The organism is Kitasatospora sp. YST-16 (assembly GCF_026802215.1).
GTDB classification, from domain to species: domain Bacteria; phylum Actinomycetota; class Actinomycetes; order Streptomycetales; family Streptomycetaceae; genus Kitasatospora; species Kitasatospora cineracea.
Genome location: NZ_CP113837.1, coordinates 6,973,641 through 6,987,425 on the forward strand (window position 1 = coordinate 6,973,641; position 13,785 = coordinate 6,987,425).

15 protein-coding genes and 1 pseudogene are annotated in these 13,785 nt (G+C 75.6%); 7 read left to right on the plus strand and 9 right to left on the minus strand.

Features of this window, described 5'->3' with window-relative positions:
* Nucleotides 1-3: 3 nt before the first annotated feature.
* Entirely contained in the window at nt 4-873 is an 870-nt protein-coding gene (locus OU787_RS31390; protein ID WP_268661375.1) for an NAD(P)-dependent oxidoreductase, read from the minus strand.
* 199 nt (nt 874-1,072) lie between these two features.
* Here OU787_RS31390 and OU787_RS31395 point away from each other — a divergent pair, with 199 nt between their 5' ends.
* Nucleotides 1,073-1,609 carry a GNAT family N-acetyltransferase gene (locus tag OU787_RS31395; protein WP_268661376.1) on the plus strand — a complete coding sequence of 179 codons (537 nt, stop codon included), beginning with the start codon at nt 1,073-1,075 and terminating at the stop codon, nt 1,607-1,609.
* Nucleotides 1,610-1,660: 51 nt separating this feature from the next.
* Here OU787_RS31395 and OU787_RS31400 read toward each other — a convergent pair whose 3' ends face one another.
* A complete protein-coding gene (locus OU787_RS31400) occupies nt 1,661-1,798 on the minus strand; it encodes an alpha/beta fold hydrolase (protein ID WP_268661377.1) in 138 nt (45 codons plus the stop codon).
* Nucleotides 1,795-1,962: a hypothetical protein gene (locus OU787_RS31405; protein ID WP_268661378.1), complete on the minus strand. Its 168-nt coding sequence runs from the start codon at nt 1,960-1,962 to the stop codon at nt 1,795-1,797. Before OU787_RS31405 ends, OU787_RS31400 begins: the two co-directional genes overlap by 4 nt.
* A 59-nt stretch (nt 1,963-2,021) precedes the next feature.
* Between OU787_RS31405 and OU787_RS31410 the strand changes: the two genes are divergently transcribed.
* Both OU787_RS31410 and OU787_RS31415 read left to right on the plus strand, forming a co-directional pair.
* Nucleotides 2,022-2,279, plus strand: a complete 258-nt coding sequence (locus OU787_RS31410; protein ID WP_268661379.1) for a hypothetical protein — start codon at nt 2,022-2,024, stop codon at nt 2,277-2,279.
* Nucleotides 2,280-2,288: 9 nt separating this feature from the next.
* Nucleotides 2,289-2,816: a GNAT family N-acetyltransferase gene (locus OU787_RS31415; protein ID WP_268661380.1), complete on the plus strand. Its 528-nt coding sequence runs from the start codon at nt 2,289-2,291 to the stop codon at nt 2,814-2,816.
* Nucleotides 2,817-2,853: 37 nt separating this feature from the next.
* On the opposite strand, the gene OU787_RS31420 is transcribed toward OU787_RS31415, so the two are convergent.
* The 3 genes from OU787_RS31420 to OU787_RS31430 form a co-directional block, all read right to left on the minus strand.
* On the minus strand, nt 2,854-3,777 hold the full coding sequence (locus OU787_RS31420; protein ID WP_268661381.1) for an SGNH/GDSL hydrolase family protein: 924 nt from the start codon (nt 3,775-3,777) through the stop codon (nt 2,854-2,856).
* Nucleotides 3,778-3,841: 64 nt separating this feature from the next.
* Entirely contained in the window at nt 3,842-5,080 is a 1,239-nt protein-coding gene (locus tag OU787_RS31425) for a glycosyltransferase (RefSeq protein ID WP_268661382.1), read from the minus strand.
* Nucleotides 5,077-6,372: a glycosyltransferase family 4 protein gene (locus OU787_RS31430; protein ID WP_268661383.1), complete on the minus strand. Its 1,296-nt coding sequence runs from the start codon at nt 6,370-6,372 to the stop codon at nt 5,077-5,079. The genes OU787_RS31425 and OU787_RS31430 overlap by 4 nt, the downstream gene beginning before the upstream one ends.
* 185 nt (nt 6,373-6,557) lie before the next feature.
* Here OU787_RS31430 and OU787_RS31435 point away from each other — a divergent pair, with 185 nt between their 5' ends.
* A complete protein-coding gene (locus tag OU787_RS31435; protein ID WP_268661384.1) occupies nt 6,558-7,799 on the plus strand; it encodes a hypothetical protein in 1,242 nt (413 codons plus the stop codon).
* 103 nt (nt 7,800-7,902) lie between these two features.
* The gene (locus OU787_RS31440) at nt 7,903-8,634 is read left to right on the plus strand and encodes a nucleotidyltransferase domain-containing protein (protein WP_268661385.1); all 732 of its coding nucleotides are present in this window, start codon (nt 7,903-7,905) and stop codon (nt 8,632-8,634) included.
* 552 nt (nt 8,635-9,186) lie between these two features.
* Here the strand turns inward: OU787_RS31440 and OU787_RS31445 are convergent.
* On the minus strand, nt 9,187-10,899 hold the full coding sequence (locus tag OU787_RS31445; RefSeq protein ID WP_268661386.1) for a SpoIIE family protein phosphatase: 1,713 nt from the start codon (nt 10,897-10,899) through the stop codon (nt 9,187-9,189).
* A 353-nt stretch (nt 10,900-11,252) separates the two neighbouring features.
* Between OU787_RS31445 and OU787_RS31450 the strand changes: the two genes are divergently transcribed.
* Both OU787_RS31450 and OU787_RS31455 read left to right on the plus strand, forming a co-directional pair.
* Complete coding sequence (locus OU787_RS31450; protein ID WP_268661387.1) at nt 11,253-12,083, plus strand: pentapeptide repeat-containing protein; 831 nt, start codon at nt 11,253-11,255, stop codon at nt 12,081-12,083.
* A gap of 134 nt (nt 12,084-12,217) precedes the next feature.
* Nucleotides 12,218-12,463 (plus strand): hypothetical protein, encoded by a 246-nt coding sequence (locus OU787_RS31455; protein ID WP_123820881.1) that lies wholly within the window; start codon nt 12,218-12,220, stop codon nt 12,461-12,463.
* A 194-nt stretch (nt 12,464-12,657) separates the two neighbouring features.
* Here the strand turns inward: OU787_RS31455 and OU787_RS31460 are convergent, their stop codons facing one another.
* Nucleotides 12,658-13,233 (minus strand): rhodanese-like domain-containing protein, encoded by a 576-nt coding sequence (locus OU787_RS31460; protein WP_268661388.1) that lies wholly within the window; start codon nt 13,231-13,233, stop codon nt 12,658-12,660.
* 149 nt (nt 13,234-13,382) lie between these two features.
* A pseudogene (locus OU787_RS34685) lies at nt 13,383-13,754 on the minus strand (TSUP family transporter); the annotation flags it as partial.
* Nucleotides 13,755-13,785: the final 31 nt, after the last annotated feature.

Here is a 13,785-nt window from a genome sequence, read left to right on the forward strand (position 1 = left end):
CCGTCAGATTCCGGCGCGGGTGCGGGAGGTGGTGGAGATCGCCGCCAGGTCCTGCTCGCCGTGGCCGTGGGCGATCGCCTGGAGCAGCGAGTCGCGCAGCAACGAGGCCAGCGGGAGCGGGACTTGGGTGTCGGCGCCGGCCTCCAGGGCGAGGTTCACGTCCTTCAGGCCGAGCGCCAGGCGGAACCCGGCCGGCTCGAAGGTCTGCCGGGTGATCATCGCGCCGTAACCGGCGTACACCGGGCCGGGGAACAGCGAGTCGGTGAGCACCTCGAGCAGCGCCGCTGGGGCCAGCCCGTTGGCCTCGGCCAGCGCGGCGGCCTCCGAGAACGCCTCGATCGCCGACACCAGCAGGAAGTTGGCGCTGATCTTGGCGACGTTGGCCGCGGCCGGATCCTCGCCGAGCGGCCAGGTGCGGCGGCCCATCGCCTCGAACAGCGGTGCCAGCCGGTCGAGTTCGGCGGACGGACCGGCCGCGAGGATGTTCAGGTTCCCGGCCGCCGCGACATCCGTCCGGCCCAGCACCGGCGCCGCGACATACCCGATGCCGTGCCGGGCGTGCAGTTCGGCGGCCCGGCGGGCCAGCGCGGGCGAGACGGTGGCCATGTTGGCGTGCGCGACGGCCCGCGCCCCGGACAGCAACTCATCGTCCAGCAGCAGGCTTTCGACCACCCGGTCGTCCGCGAGCATGGACACCACCACCTGCGCCTCGAACGCCTCGGCCAGTGTCCCTGCGGCCGTGGCCCCCTCCGCGACCAGCTCGGCCACCGGCTCCGGCGAGCGGTTCCACACCCGCACCGTGTGCCCGGCCGCCAGCAGCCGACGGGCCATCGCCCGGCCCATGCCTCCCAGACCGATGAAACCGACGTCCATGTGCAATGCCTCCCAGTTGGCTGACGGTACTTCGGATACTCCCGATGCTCCGAGGGTGATGCTACGGCGCGGCGGGGCGTACCGCCCGGACCGGTCCGGGCCGGTCGGTCCCGTTCGGCCCGTTCGGCCCGTTCGGCTCGTTCGGCTCGTTCGGCCTTGCGGGGTTCGTCCGGCCCGGTCGGTCTGTCAGGATGCGGGCATGGTGACGGTGGTGGCGGTGCACACGGCGGACCTCGATCCGGCGACCCGGCGGGCGGCTCGGGAACTGCTGTTCGAGGTGTTCGGCGTGGGCGACATGACTGAGGAGGACTGGGCGCACTGCCTCGGCGGTATGCACGTACTCGCCTGGGAGGGCAGGGAGTTGGTCGGACACGCCGCCGTGGTGCAGCGCCGCCTGATGAACGGCGACCGCATCCTGCGGACCGGCTACCTGGAGGGCGTGGTCGTCCGGCAGGACCGCCAACGGCGCGGTATCGGAGGTCAGTTGATGGACGAGGCGGAGCGCATCGTCCGGGCCGGCCACGAGATCGGCGCGCTCGGTGCCAGCGAGGCCGGCGTCCCGTTCTACCTCGCCCGGGGCTGGCGCCCCTGGCCCGGCCCCACCTGGGCGCTCGGCCCGCACGGGCGGCAGCGCACCGCCGAGGAGGACGGCGGGATCTACCTCCTGGGCGGCGAAGGGGAGTTGGACCTCGGCGCCGACCTGGTCTGCGACTGGCGCGAGGGCGATCTGTGGTGACGCCCGGCTGTCCGCGGCGGCGTCCGGCCGCGCGGGCGGTGGCCGGTCCGGTCAGCGGGGCGCGTCCTGGCGGCAGGAGGCGACGAACTCCAGCAGGCGTCCGTTCACCAGCTCGGGACGTTCCAGGTTGAGGCCGTGCCCGGCGCCCGACACGATCTCGGACCGGACACCCGGGAGGCACGCGGTCACCCGTTCGAGCACCCGGCGCGGCCGTGCAGCAGCACGATCGGCTCGCCGTTCCGCGCCCCGTAGTGGTGCACGTGCACGTGCACGGTGCCGAAGCCGGTCTCCACGTCGAGTTCGCGGCGCGGCTGCGGCCACAGCTCCATCGCGCGGTCGTACCTGTCCGTCACCGACCCGGCCCTCGCCGGGCAGCCGTTCCTCGCCGCCCTTCCTCGCCGCCCCGAACGAGATGGAAGCCTTCCTGGCCGGCCAGTCGACCGCCGCCCAGCAGGCCGGCGCCACCGCCCCGGGCCTGGACGCCCGGCAGGAGACCGTGGTCCTGTTGGCCCTCTCGGCGGGCCTCCGCCTGAGCGTCCTGCTCGGCCAGCGCAGTGCCGATGACGCCACCGCCGTCCTGCGCTACCACCTCGGACGGCTGTTCCCGGCCCCGGCGGCCCCGCAGGGCGTCGGCGGAAAGTCGAATGACTGCGGCGCGCGGCCCCGTTAGGGTCGGACGATGCCCGAACTGGAGCAGTTGTGCGCCGACCACGCCCCCGCGGTCCTGGCCTTCGAGACGGCGAACCGCGCCTACTTCGCGGCCACCGTCTTCGACCGCGGCGACGCCTTCTTCGCGGAGTACCCCGACCGGTACCGCGCCCTGCTGGCCGAGCAGGAGGCGGGCGACTGCGCCTGCTACCTGCTCGTCGCCGCGGACGGCTCGGTGCTCGGCAGGTTCAACCTGATCGACATCGCGGACCGCACCGCGAAACTCGGCTACCGGGTCGCCGAGCACGCCACCGGCCGCGGCCTGGCCACCGCGGCCGTCGAGCAGCTGTGCCGGCTGGCGCGGACGCGGCACGGGCTGAGCGCCCTGCTGGCGGCAGCCGCCACCAGGAACGTCGCGTCCCGCCGGGTGCTGGTCAAGGCCGGGTTCGCCGAGGTCGGTCCCGCCGGCCCGGCCGACCTCGGCGGCAAGCCGGGGAGCTGGTACCGGCGCGACCTGGGGGAGCTGGGGGAGCCGGGGGATGGGGCAGGGGTGGGGTGAGCGGTCCGGTCCCGTCCCGTCGGGGGTGTTCGGGTGGTCAGCCGGTGGTGGGCGTGGCGGCCGGTGCGGGGTCGGGTGCGGGCATCGGTGAGGGTGCAGGGGGAAGGATCGGGGTGGGGGCAGTGGCGGGGACAGCGGCGGGGGCGGTCAGGCGGGCGATGACCGAGGCGGTGGCGCGGTCCTCCGCCAGGTCGAGGCGGCGGGCGGAGCCGCGCAGCAGGTGGCGGGCTTCCAGGGCGGCGAGGGCGAGCAGGCCGGGCAGCAGGTCGGTCGAGCGGGCCGCGACCCAGCGGGTGCCCTGGGTGGCCATCCACCACAGGTCCGCCCCGCGGCCGGGCGGCGCCACCGCCAAGCGCGCGGGCGCCGCCCCGACGGGATAGCCGGCGGTGGCGAGCAGGGCGTGGAACTCTCGGGCGATCAGTTGGTGGCCGGCGGCGCTCGGGTGCAGCCGGTCCACGCTCAGCAGCTCCCGGTGCTCCGTCCAGGGCAGGTCCGCGAGGTGCAGGTGCACCGCCCCGTAGTGCGCCGACAGCGCGTGCACCACCGCGTTGACGCCGCGCATCCGCCGGGCCAGTGGCCGGGCCAGCGGCGCGGGCAGCCCGAGCAGCCGCCCCGGATCGGGCAGGCACGCGGTCAGCGGGAGCGCCCCGACCGCCGTCAACGAGGAGAGTACGGAGGCGAACCGGTGGGCCGTCGACTCCAGGTCGAAGGACGCCCGCAGGGTGTCGTTGCCGCCGACCATGACCGCCGCGTACCGGGGGCGCAGCGCGAGCGCGGTGGGCAGTTGAGAGACCAGCAGGTCGCGGCTGAGCGCGCCGCTGCTGGCCAGGTTGCGGAACTCGACGGGATCCGGTGAGAGGGCGGGCGCGAGCAGGGCCGCCCAGCCCCGCCACCCCCCTGGTACCGGATCGCCGACACCCTCGGTGAGGGAGTCGCCGAGCGCAGCGAATCGAACCGTCATCACGTCCCTCCGGTGGGGCTGGGAAGGTGGTGGAACTTCGTTGCGAGGGATGGGTGTTGGGGTCTCACCCGGTCGTGGCCGGGGTGGAGGACGGGGCCGGGGGAGGGGGCGGGGAAGGAACGAGGGCGGGTGCGGGCGTGGGTGCGGATGCGAGGGCGGGTGCGCGGTGGGCGGCGAGGAAGGCCGTGGTGGCGGCCGTCCAGCTGAACTCCTCCGCCCTGGCGCGGGCGGCGGCCCGCCGTTCCGCCTCCGGGCGGTCCAACAACTCCCGTACGGCGAGGGCGAATCCGGCTCCGGTGTCGGCAGCCGCGAGGCCGGCCCGGCCGACCACCTGGGGGAGCGCGGAGGAGAGGCTGACCGCGACGGGGGTGCCGCAGGCCAGCGTCTCCAGGGCGGCCAGGCCGAAGGTCTCCACCGGGCCCGGCGCGATCACCGCGTCCGCCGTGGCCAGCAGGGCCGCCACTGCGGAACGCTCCGCCAGGTGGCCCAGGAACCTTACCGGGAGCCGGAGTTCGGCCGCCCGGCGCTCCAGCCGGCCGCGCAGCGGGCCCGTGCCCGCGACCGCGAGCACGGCCGGGACGCGGTGGCGGCGGCGCAGCTCGGCCAGGGCCTCCAGGGCCCGTTCGGGCTTCTTCTCCCCCGACAGCCGCGAGCACATCACCAGCAGCACCTGCTGCGGATCTGCCAACTCGGCGCGCAGCGAAGGATCGTGGCACTCCGGCCGCATCACCTCCAGGTCCACCCCCAGCGGCGCCCGTTCGACGTTGCCGGCGCCGATCCGCTCGAACTCCTCGGCCGCCCACGCCGTCGTGCACAGCACCGTGTCATAGCTCTGCGCGGTACGGGAGTTGAGCCGGTCCGCGACCTGCCGCGCGGTGCCGGGCGGCACGCCCCATGCGCCGAGCACCCCGGTGGCGCTCTCGTGCGAGACCATCATCGACCGCACCCCGTGCGTTCGCGCCCAGGCGCCCGTCCAGCGCAGCGTGGTGCGGTCCGATACCTCCAGCCGGTCCGGGGCCAACTCCTCCAGCAGCGAGGCAAGTTGATTCCGGTCGCGGAGCAGCCGGTAGCCGCCGGTGCCCGGTACGCGCGGCCCCGGCAGCGTGATCACCCGCCCCTGCTCGGTCCACTCGTCGGTGCGGGTCGGCCCCGGCACCACCAGCACGGGCCGGTGCCCCGCCGCCAGGTACCCGGCTCCGAGGTGCCGCAGCGCGGTCCGCAGGCCGCCCGAGACGGGAGTGACGAAGTTCGCCACCCGGACGATGCTCAACCCGCCGTCCGTGCGGGCCGTTTCACGGTTCACGCGGGCTGCTCCTCGACCGAGAGCGGGAGGACGGCGGCGGCGACGGGAGCAACGGGAGCAACGGGAGCAACGGGAGCAACGGGAGCAACGGGAGCAGGGGTGGGAACGGTGGGGAAGGCGGGGGTGGTGACGGTGGCGGTGTTCCGGGTGCGTTGGCGGTGCTCGGCGAGCACCTCCTCGTAGTGCCGGATCAGCTGGTCGCCGACCGCCTCCCAGGTGCGGCCGGTGACCTCGGCCCGGCCCGCCGCGCCGTACTGGGCGCGCAGTTCGGCGGAGGCGGCGAGGTCGGCCACGGCGCGGGCCACGGCGCCCGCGTCCCGCGGGGCGACCAGCAGCCCGGTGCGCCGGTGGCCGACCAGGTCGAGCGGGCCGCCGACCGCCGGGGCGACCACCGGTACGCCGCTGGCCATCGCCTCCTGGATGGTCTGGCAGAAGGTCTCCAGCGGGCCGGTGTGCACGAACAGGTCCAACGAGGCGAAGCAGCGGGCGAGTTCGGCCCCCGTGCGGCGTCCCAGGAACACCGCGCCGGGCATCGCGGCCTTCAGCGCGGGCGCGCTCGGACCGTCCCCGATCACCACCACCCGCACGCCGGGCAGCCGGGACGCCTCCGCCAGCAGGTCGACCCGCTTCTCCGGGGCGAGCCGTCCGACGTACCCCACCAGCACCTCGCCGCCGGGCGCCAGCGAACGGTGCAGCGCCTCGTCGCGGTGCTCCGGGTGGAAGCGCACCGAGTCGACGCCGCGCGCCCAGATCCGAACCTGCCGCACCCCGTGCGCGGTCAGGTCCTGCGCGGCCGGGGTGGACGGCGCCAGCGTCCGCGCGGCGGCGCGGTGCACCGAGCGGATCCGCGCCCAGGCGATCGCCGAACCGGCGCCCCGGCCCATCCGGTACGCCTGCGCGTACCCGGCCAGGTCGGTCTGGTACACCGCCACGGTCGGCAGGTCCAGCCGCTCGGTGAGCCGGGCGGCCCGCGCGCCGAGGACGAACGGGCTGGCCAGGTGCACCACGTCCGGCTGGTGGGCCGTCAGCGCGGCGGCCAGCTTGCGGCTGGGCAGGGCGATGCGCACCTGCGGGTAGCGGGGCAACGGGACGGACGGGACGCGCACCACCGGCAGCGGCTCCAGGTCCGGGCCGAAGGACTGCGGCGGGCAGTGCGCACCCCGGGCCGGGGCGGGGGTGATCACCAGGGGCTGGTGGCCCCGCCGGACGAGGTGCTCGGCAGCCCTCAGCACGCTGTGGGCCACGCCGTTGACCTCGGGCGGGAAGGACTCGGTGACGATGGCGACTCGCATGCCAACGTTGTGGCCAACCCGGGCGTGCGGCCAGCCAAAGGGATCTTTCGCGCAGACGAACGTCTGCCGCCATTTCCGCACGGGTGTGTGAATCGCGGAGTCGGCGGGGGAGCGGGAGCCGTTGCGCCGGGCAAAGTGCCGGTCGGTGAGAGGTTTGCGGTGATTTGTCCGAGTAGGCTGGCGGAATGGAACACACGGGAGGGGGAGCGGCACCACCCGACGGCGATCCGGCCGCGTCCGGCGGTTCGAACGCCGCGGACGGAGCCGCTGCCCCCGTGGGGGACGGGCGGGGCGGTGGGGCGGCCGGTGAGCTGTGGCGGGCCGTCCGGCACGACGCCGCGCGGCTGCCCGAGCACCTGGCCGTACTGGCGGTGCAGCAGGAGGCGGGGCCGGCGGCGAAAGCGGTGGCCGGACTGTCCGGGACGGGAGCGGGCGCGGAAACGGGAGCGGGCGCGGGGGTCGGGACGGAGACCGGGGCCGGGGCCGGGGCGGAAGCGGGAGTGAAGGTTGGGGAGGGTGCGGAGGGTGCGGAGGCCGGGGGCGGAGCCGGATCGGTCGCCGAGCGGCGCACGGCCGTGATCACCCACGGCATCCGGCTGACCCTGGTCGAGGGCTGCGTGGTCGGCGGGCCGCTCATCCTCCTCGTCCCGGTGGCGTTCTGCGCCGGGATGCTCGCCCAGGCCCGGATGGTCCTCGAACTCGCAGCCCTCGCCGGAGCGGACGGCGACCGCACCGAGCGCAGCGCCGAACTCCTCGTCCTGCAAGGCGTGTACCCCACCGTCCCGGACGCCCGCGCCGCGCTGGCCGCCACCGCCGAGGCGGACGCCGCGGCCGAGGCCGAGCCCGAGGGCGGGCCGCCGACCCGCCCGTCCCGGCTGGACATGATCCGGCGGATGGTCTACCTGCTCGGCCTGGTCGCCATCGGCGAGGACCACCGCGGCCCGGTCCGCCGGATTGCGGGCTGGGTCGGCACCGGCCTCCTGGTGGTCGTCGGACTCGCCTTCCCCGTGGTGTGGATCCCCGTCATGGGGCGCGCCAACGTCCGCGCCACCACCGCCCTCGCCCGGCGCGCCACCGCCTTCTACTGGCCCGAGGAGGCACGCGCCGCCGGGGCCGCCGACGGCACCGGTACCGGCGCCGGTGCACAGGGCGAGGAGGCGTACGCCCGCACCGCGACCATCGCCGTCCTCGGCCAGACCCTGCTCGCCCTGCTGCTCCCGGTCGCGGCCTTCCTGTTCGTGCTCTTCCTCGGCCTCGACCTGGCCGGCGGACACCTTGCCACCGCGCTCCTGATCGCCCTCGCCGCCGGTGCGGCCTACGCCGCCGACCGGGCCCGCCGCGCCCGCGGTGCGCGCAGTCCGCGCAGTCCGCGCGGTCCTCGCGGCTCCCGGGCCTCGGGTGGCGGGCGTGGGGGAGCCGCGGGCTGACGATTCGTCAGGGCGGCTCCCGAATCGGTGGGCGGGCGTGGGCGCTCCCGTTCGCGCCCCGGGCGGGCGAGGTGCGGGACCGGCCGTGTGACAGGCTGTGCGCATGCGAGAGACGCTGATCGACCAGGCCAGGAGGCTCGTCGCCGAACTCCACCCCGACGCGTCGGCCGTGGTGCTGGCCGGATCCGTGGCGGCGGGGCGGGCCCGAGCGGGCAGCGACCTCGACCTGGCCGTCCTGCTGCCCGACGGCCGCAGCACCCACCGCGAGACGCTGCGCCACGAGGGCCGGGTGGCCGAGGTGTTCGCGCACACCCGGGCCGGGCTCGACGAGCTGCGGGCCTTCGACGCCGCCTCCCGCCGAGGAGTGGTCCAGCAGCTGTACGCGACCGGGCTGGTCCTGCTGGACCGCGACGGCCACGCCGCCCGGATCGCCGAGGACTGCCGGGCCGAACTGCTGGCCGGACCACCCCCGCTCCCGGCCGAGCAGCGCGAGAACCTGCGCTACGCGCTGACCGACCTGCTGGACGACCTGGCCGACGTGCCGGACCGCCTGGAGGCGCTGGCCGTCGGCGCCGAGGTCCTCCGTACCGCCGCCGACCTGCTCAGCGACCACCGCCGGGCCTGGACCGGAACGGGCAAGTGGTTCCCGCGCCGCCTGCTCGCCGCCGACCCCGACCTCGGCGCCCGCCTCCTGGCGGCCCATCGCACCCTGGGCGAGACCGGCGACCCCGCCGCGCTGCTGGCGGCCGCCGGCGCCGCGCTCGGCCTGGCCGGCGGCCCGCTCTCGGCGGGCTACCGCCGCGACTGGCCCCCGGCCGCCGACGGTAAACGGTGAGGAGTAGCGCGCCGAGCGCGACGGTGCGCCGCGCCGAGGAGCGCGACGAAGTGATGAGCCGGGTCATGGCGGGACCAGGGGGCTGAGTCCGATGCCGGTGACTCGGCTGAGCCCGGGCGGCCCGGCCTGAATCGTCGGTCAGAGCCGCAGCGGTCAAGGTGAGGTGTCGGACCAGGATCGCGGCTGCGGCGTCGGCGTCGGCGTTGCGGGCCAGTGTCGCCTCCTCCAGCCTGCGGTGTTCCTCGGCGCCGTTCCGGTCGGGGTTGCGGTGCGCCGACCAGCGGCGGGCCAGGTTGTGGGCACCGATCGGCAACGCAGGTGCCCAGCGCTTCGCCTCGCTCGTCGCGCCGATCGCCGACGCGTTCGGAGCAGCAGGCGTTCGGTGATTCCGGTCAGGGGCGGGTGAGTGCCCTGGCGGGTGTGCCGGGGGAAAGCCCGCCCGGGCTGGAACCTGGCGGCGAACGACCCTCAGAGCCGCTGGCGTTGAGTCCAAGGCATTTGGAGGGAAAGGTAATTGACGGATCGTCAGTTCGGGTCGGAGTCGATCACCGGTCAGGACGGCCGGTGGCGGACCCGGGCCGCGAGCAGGGCGATGTCGTCCTCGGCGTCCTCCGGGGCCAGTGCGGCGAGAGTGCCGTCCAGCAGGGAGTCGAGCGGGCCGTCGGCGGGGAGCCGGAGCGCGGAGAGGCGGGCGAGCGAGACGTCGATGTCCTCGCCGCGCCGTTCGACCAGGCCGTCGGTGTACAGCAGCAGGGCGTGGTCGGCGCGCAGCTCTGTCACGGTCTGCTCGTAGCCGCCGACGCCGGTGCCCAGCGGGGGGCCGGTCGGGACCTCGACCAGTTCGGTGGTGTGCGAGGTGAGCAGCGCGGGCGGCAGGTGCCCGGCACTGGCGAGGGTCCAGCGGGCCCGGGCCGGGTCGGCGAGGGCCAGGACGCAGGTCGCGGGGCGGGCGTTCTCCTGCTCGGCGATCAGCGCGTCCAGCTGGCGCAGGATCCGGTGCGGCGGCAGGTCCATGGCGGCGACGTAGCGCAGCGTGGAGCGGTAGTTGCTCATGTCGACGGCGGCCTCGACCCCGTGCCCCATCACGTCGCCCATGGCGAGCAGCGTCCGGCCGAACGGCAGCCGCACCGTCTCGTACCAGTCGCCGCCGACCACCGAGGTGATCCCGGACGGCAGGTAGCGGGAGGCGAGTTCGAGGTTGGGGTGCGGGCTGCCGGGTTCGGCGAGCAGGGCCCGCTGGAGTTCCAGGGCGGTGTTCTGCGAGCGGGCGTAGCGCCGGGCGTGGTCGAGGGTGAGCGCGGCGCGCCCGGCGATCGCGGCGAGCAGCTCGGTGTCCTCGGCGGTGAACCCGAGCGAACTGCCGTGCGCCCGCGCCAGGGTGAGCACGCCGATCGGACGGCCGCGGGCGGTCAGCGGGACGGCGAGCAGGCAGTCCACCCCGGCGCCGCGGCCCGCGGACAGCGCGGCCTCGTCCGGGAGCAGCGCCGCCAGCTCGTCGGCGGACACCAGGTTGGCGACCACCGGACGGCCCTCGGCGAGCGCCCGGGCGGTCACCGAGCCGGGGCGGTGGCGCACCGTCCCGGCGGCAGGCGCGGACGGTGGGACGGCGGACGACGGCGCGGCGCCGGGCGGGGCCTGCTCGCGGGCCACGGCGGCCCGCCGCCAGCGCAGCCGCGGCCGGTCCCGCTCCCGGTCGGTGCCGGGGGCGGGGTGTGCGGCGGTGTCGGGTGTGTCGAGCGGCAGGACGTCGACGAGGGCGAGGGCGGCGAAGTCGGGGACGGCGAACGCGGCGAGTTCCGCGCAGGTGGTGTCCGGGTCGAGGGTGGTGCCGATCCGCTCCGAACCGGCCTCCAGCAGGGCGAACCGGGCCCGGGTGCGTTCGAGTTCGGCCCGGTGGGTGTCGGCGCCGCCGGGCAGCACGACCAGCACCCCGGTCGGCGCGCCGGCGACCTCCAGCCGGCGGAAGTCGGCGGCCCGCCCGGCGAACGTCCCGGAGCGCGGCCGCCCGTCGGCCAGGACGTGCGGGACGGCCGGGTCCGGATCCGCGGCGGCCCGCCCCAGCACGGCCGTCGGCGACACGCCGGTGACCTGCTGGAAGGGCGGGTTCAGGTAGCGCCAGCGCAGGTCGGCGTCGAGCACCGCGACCGCGACGGGCAACTGGCCGAGCAGGGCGTCGGCCAGCGCGTCGCGGTCCACCCGCAGGGCCGCGGAGACAGCCGTGAGCAGCGAATCCGTCGAGCTGTCGCCCGCCGATTCGGGCCGCACCCGTGACTCCTCCCTCACCACGTCCCCCGTGGAGCCGTCGACGGGCCCGGCGCGTCGCCGTACCGCACAGCTCGGTGTCCGTCGCCCGGATGATCCGCACCCGGGGACCGCACCATACTCGGCCAACCCGCCCGGACCCGAACCCGACACGGTGCGTACACCGGTCGGAGCGAGGTTTTTGCCAAGCTTTGCCTCGCCGCCGACCGGACCGGTGCCGGACGGCACGGACGGACGGTGGGCGGATAGGCGGGCGGACGGGTGGGCGGGTCAGCAGGTGGCCCGGGGACCGGGCGGGGGCGGTCCGGGAGAGAATGGACCGATCCACCCGCCCCCGCCGCAGGAGAACCCGCACCGTGACCGACCAGCAGCACCCCGTCCCGACCGGCCGTCGACTCGACCTGCTCGCCGACTGCTCCGCCTGCTTCGGGCTGTGCTGCGTCGCCCTGCCCTTCGCCAAGTCCGCGGACTTCGCGGCGAACAAGAGTGCGGGCACGCCCTGCCGCAACCTCCAGGCCGACTACCGCTGCGGGATCCACCCCGCGCTGCGCGAACGCGGCTACCAGGGCTGCACGGTGTTCGACTGCTTCGGCGCCGGGCAGAAGGTCTCCCAGCACACCTTCGAGGGGCGCAGCTGGCGCGAGGACCGGGAGACCGCCCGGCAGATGTTCGAGACCTTCCCGGTGATGCGCCAACTCCACGAACTGCTCTGGTACTTGGCCGAAGCACTGGAGCTGCCGAAGGCCAGGCCGGTGCACGCCGAACTCCGCCGGGCGCTGGACGGGATCGAACAGCTGACCCGCCGGGACGCCGCCGCGCTGCTCGCCGCCGACGTGCCCGCGATCCGCGCCGAGACCAGCGAACTCCTGCTCAAGGCCAGCGAGTTGACCAGGAACGCGCTGCCCGGGAAGAAGCGCAACCACCGGGGAGCCGACCTGATCGGGGCCCGCCTGCGCGGTGCGGACCTGCGCGGGGCCAACCTGCGCGGCGCCTACCTGATCGCGGCCGACCTCTCCGGCGCCGACCTGCGCGACGCCGACCTGATCGGCGCGGACCTGCGCGACGCCGACCTGCGGGGCGCCGACCTGACCGGGGCGCTGTTCCTCACCCAGGCCCAACTCAACGCCGCCAAGGGCGATTCCACCACCCTCCTCGGCGCCGTGCTGGCCCGCCCCGCGCACTGGTGAGAGCACGCGGGGGCGCGGAAGGGGGGCGCGCGGGGGCGCGCGCAGACCCGTGAATCGGGATTAATTGCCTGCGGTCAGGGCGGAACCGGGCGTATGGTCATGAACTCCCCGACGCGAGAGGAGGATCATCCGCGATGGGAATGTTCAAGGACGCACCGCCCAGCGAGCATCCGGACTTCACCCAACTGCGTTTCATGGCAGCCGGCACGCCCTCGTGGTGGAAGCGCAACCGCCACAAGACACTCGGCGTGGCGGGCCTGCTGGTCGGCTTCTGGCTGGCCAGCCACTACAACACCGCCGCCCCCGCCGCTTCCTGCACCCCGACCGCCACCACGGCCACGTCCGCACCCGCCCCCCAGGGCGAGGCCGCCGGGCGCTGAACACCCGTTCGGCAACGCCGAGTCGGAGCCCGCGGGGGCGATGGCGGGGTGTGCGCGGGGCATGTGCGGGGCGTGGGTGGGGACGTGCGCGGTCGTGAGAAGGCCCCCGGTACCCTCCCGGCCAGGGGAGAGGGCGCCGGGGGCCGAACCCGCCGAGGCGGGAACTCGACTGACGAGGCGTCAGTTCGCGCGTGTCACTTGCCGCCGTCGCGCAGCGCGGTGAGCGTCGCGTCGAGCGCGGCACCGGAGTTGCGCGGGCGGTTGTACGGGAGCTTGCCCAGCAGCGAGCCCATCGCGCAGGTGTTGCTGACGGCCGAGAACAGCAGGCCGCCGCCGACCGCGGCCGACACCCAGCGCACGCCCGGGACGGCGAGGTCGACGACGACACCCGCCAGCACCAGCGAACCGGCCACCAGCCGGACCTGCCGGTCCATCGCCCAGCGGACCTTCTGGCCCGGCACCCGGTTCAGCGCCCCGCCGTTGGCCGTCCAGGCGGCGGTGCCGCCGTCGACGAGCAGCGCCCGCACACCGGCCGCCGCCAACTGCTCGCAGGCGTTCAGCGCACGGGCGCCGGACGCGCAGGTGACGGCCAGCTCGCCGCGCTCGGCGGCGGCCCGCAGCGCGGGCAGGGCCTGCGACAGCTGGTCGAGCGGCACGTTGTGGGCACCGGGGATGTGGCCGCCGGCGAACTCGCCGGGCGAACGGACGTCGATGACGATCAGCTGGTGCAGGCGGGGCTGGAGCTGGTCGACGGTCAGGGGGGTGGTCATCGGAGCGGGTGAACCTTTCGGGGGGACCCGGCGTGTACGGACGGCCGAGGGGCGGGAAGGGGAGGGGGAAGCGGGAAGGGAAAATCGGGGGAGGCATCCGTGCGGTGGGTGCTGGTGGGGGAGCGGAGGGGGCGCGCACGGGGCGGGGGTCAGAGCACGGCGTCCACCAGCATCAGGGCGGCGACGGCGAGCAGCGCACCGGCGAACAGCCGCTGCAGCGTGCGGCCGGACAGTTTGGCGGCGAGCCGTTTGCCGTCCCAGGCGCCGAGGATCGCGGCGGCCGCGAACGGGCCGACCGTCGACCACGGGATCTCGGCGGCCCCGCCGAGCCGGGGCAGCAGCGCCGCCAGCGAGTTGAGGGTGATCACCAGCAGGCTGGTCCCGATCGCCTCGGCCATCGGGAACGCCAGGAAGGACACCAGCGCGGGCACCGCGAGGAACCCGCCGCCGACACCCAGCACCCCGGTCGCCGCCCCCAGCCCCGCCCCCGCCAGCGCAGAGCGCCGCGCCGAAGCCGGAACCCGGGCAGGGGCCGGGAGCGGGGCCGCCGGG

Coding starts and splice junctions, on each gene's coding strand:
- OU787_RS31390 (WP_268661375.1), bottom strand. CDS start 873: ATGGACGTCGGTTTCATCGGTCTGGGAGGCATGGGCCGGGCGATGGCC.
- OU787_RS31395 (WP_268661376.1), top strand. CDS start 1,073: ATGGTGACGGTGGTGGCGGTGCACACGGCGGACCTCGATCCGGCGACC.
- OU787_RS31410 (WP_268661379.1), top strand. CDS start 2,022: ATGGAAGCCTTCCTGGCCGGCCAGTCGACCGCCGCCCAGCAGGCCGGC.
- OU787_RS31415 (WP_268661380.1), top strand. CDS start 2,289: ATGCCCGAACTGGAGCAGTTGTGCGCCGACCACGCCCCCGCGGTCCTG.
- OU787_RS31420 (WP_268661381.1), bottom strand. CDS start 3,777: ATGACGGTTCGATTCGCTGCGCTCGGCGACTCCCTCACCGAGGGTGTC.
- OU787_RS31430 (WP_268661383.1), bottom strand. CDS start 6,372: ATGCGAGTCGCCATCGTCACCGAGTCCTTCCCGCCCGAGGTCAACGGC.
- OU787_RS31435 (WP_268661384.1), top strand. CDS start 6,558: ATGGAACACACGGGAGGGGGAGCGGCACCACCCGACGGCGATCCGGCC.
- OU787_RS31440 (WP_268661385.1), top strand. CDS start 7,903: ATGCGAGAGACGCTGATCGACCAGGCCAGGAGGCTCGTCGCCGAACTC.
- OU787_RS31455 (WP_123820881.1), top strand. CDS start 12,218: ATGGGAATGTTCAAGGACGCACCGCCCAGCGAGCATCCGGACTTCACC.
- OU787_RS31460 (WP_268661388.1), bottom strand. CDS start 13,233: ATGACCACCCCCCTGACCGTCGACCAGCTCCAGCCCCGCCTGCACCAG.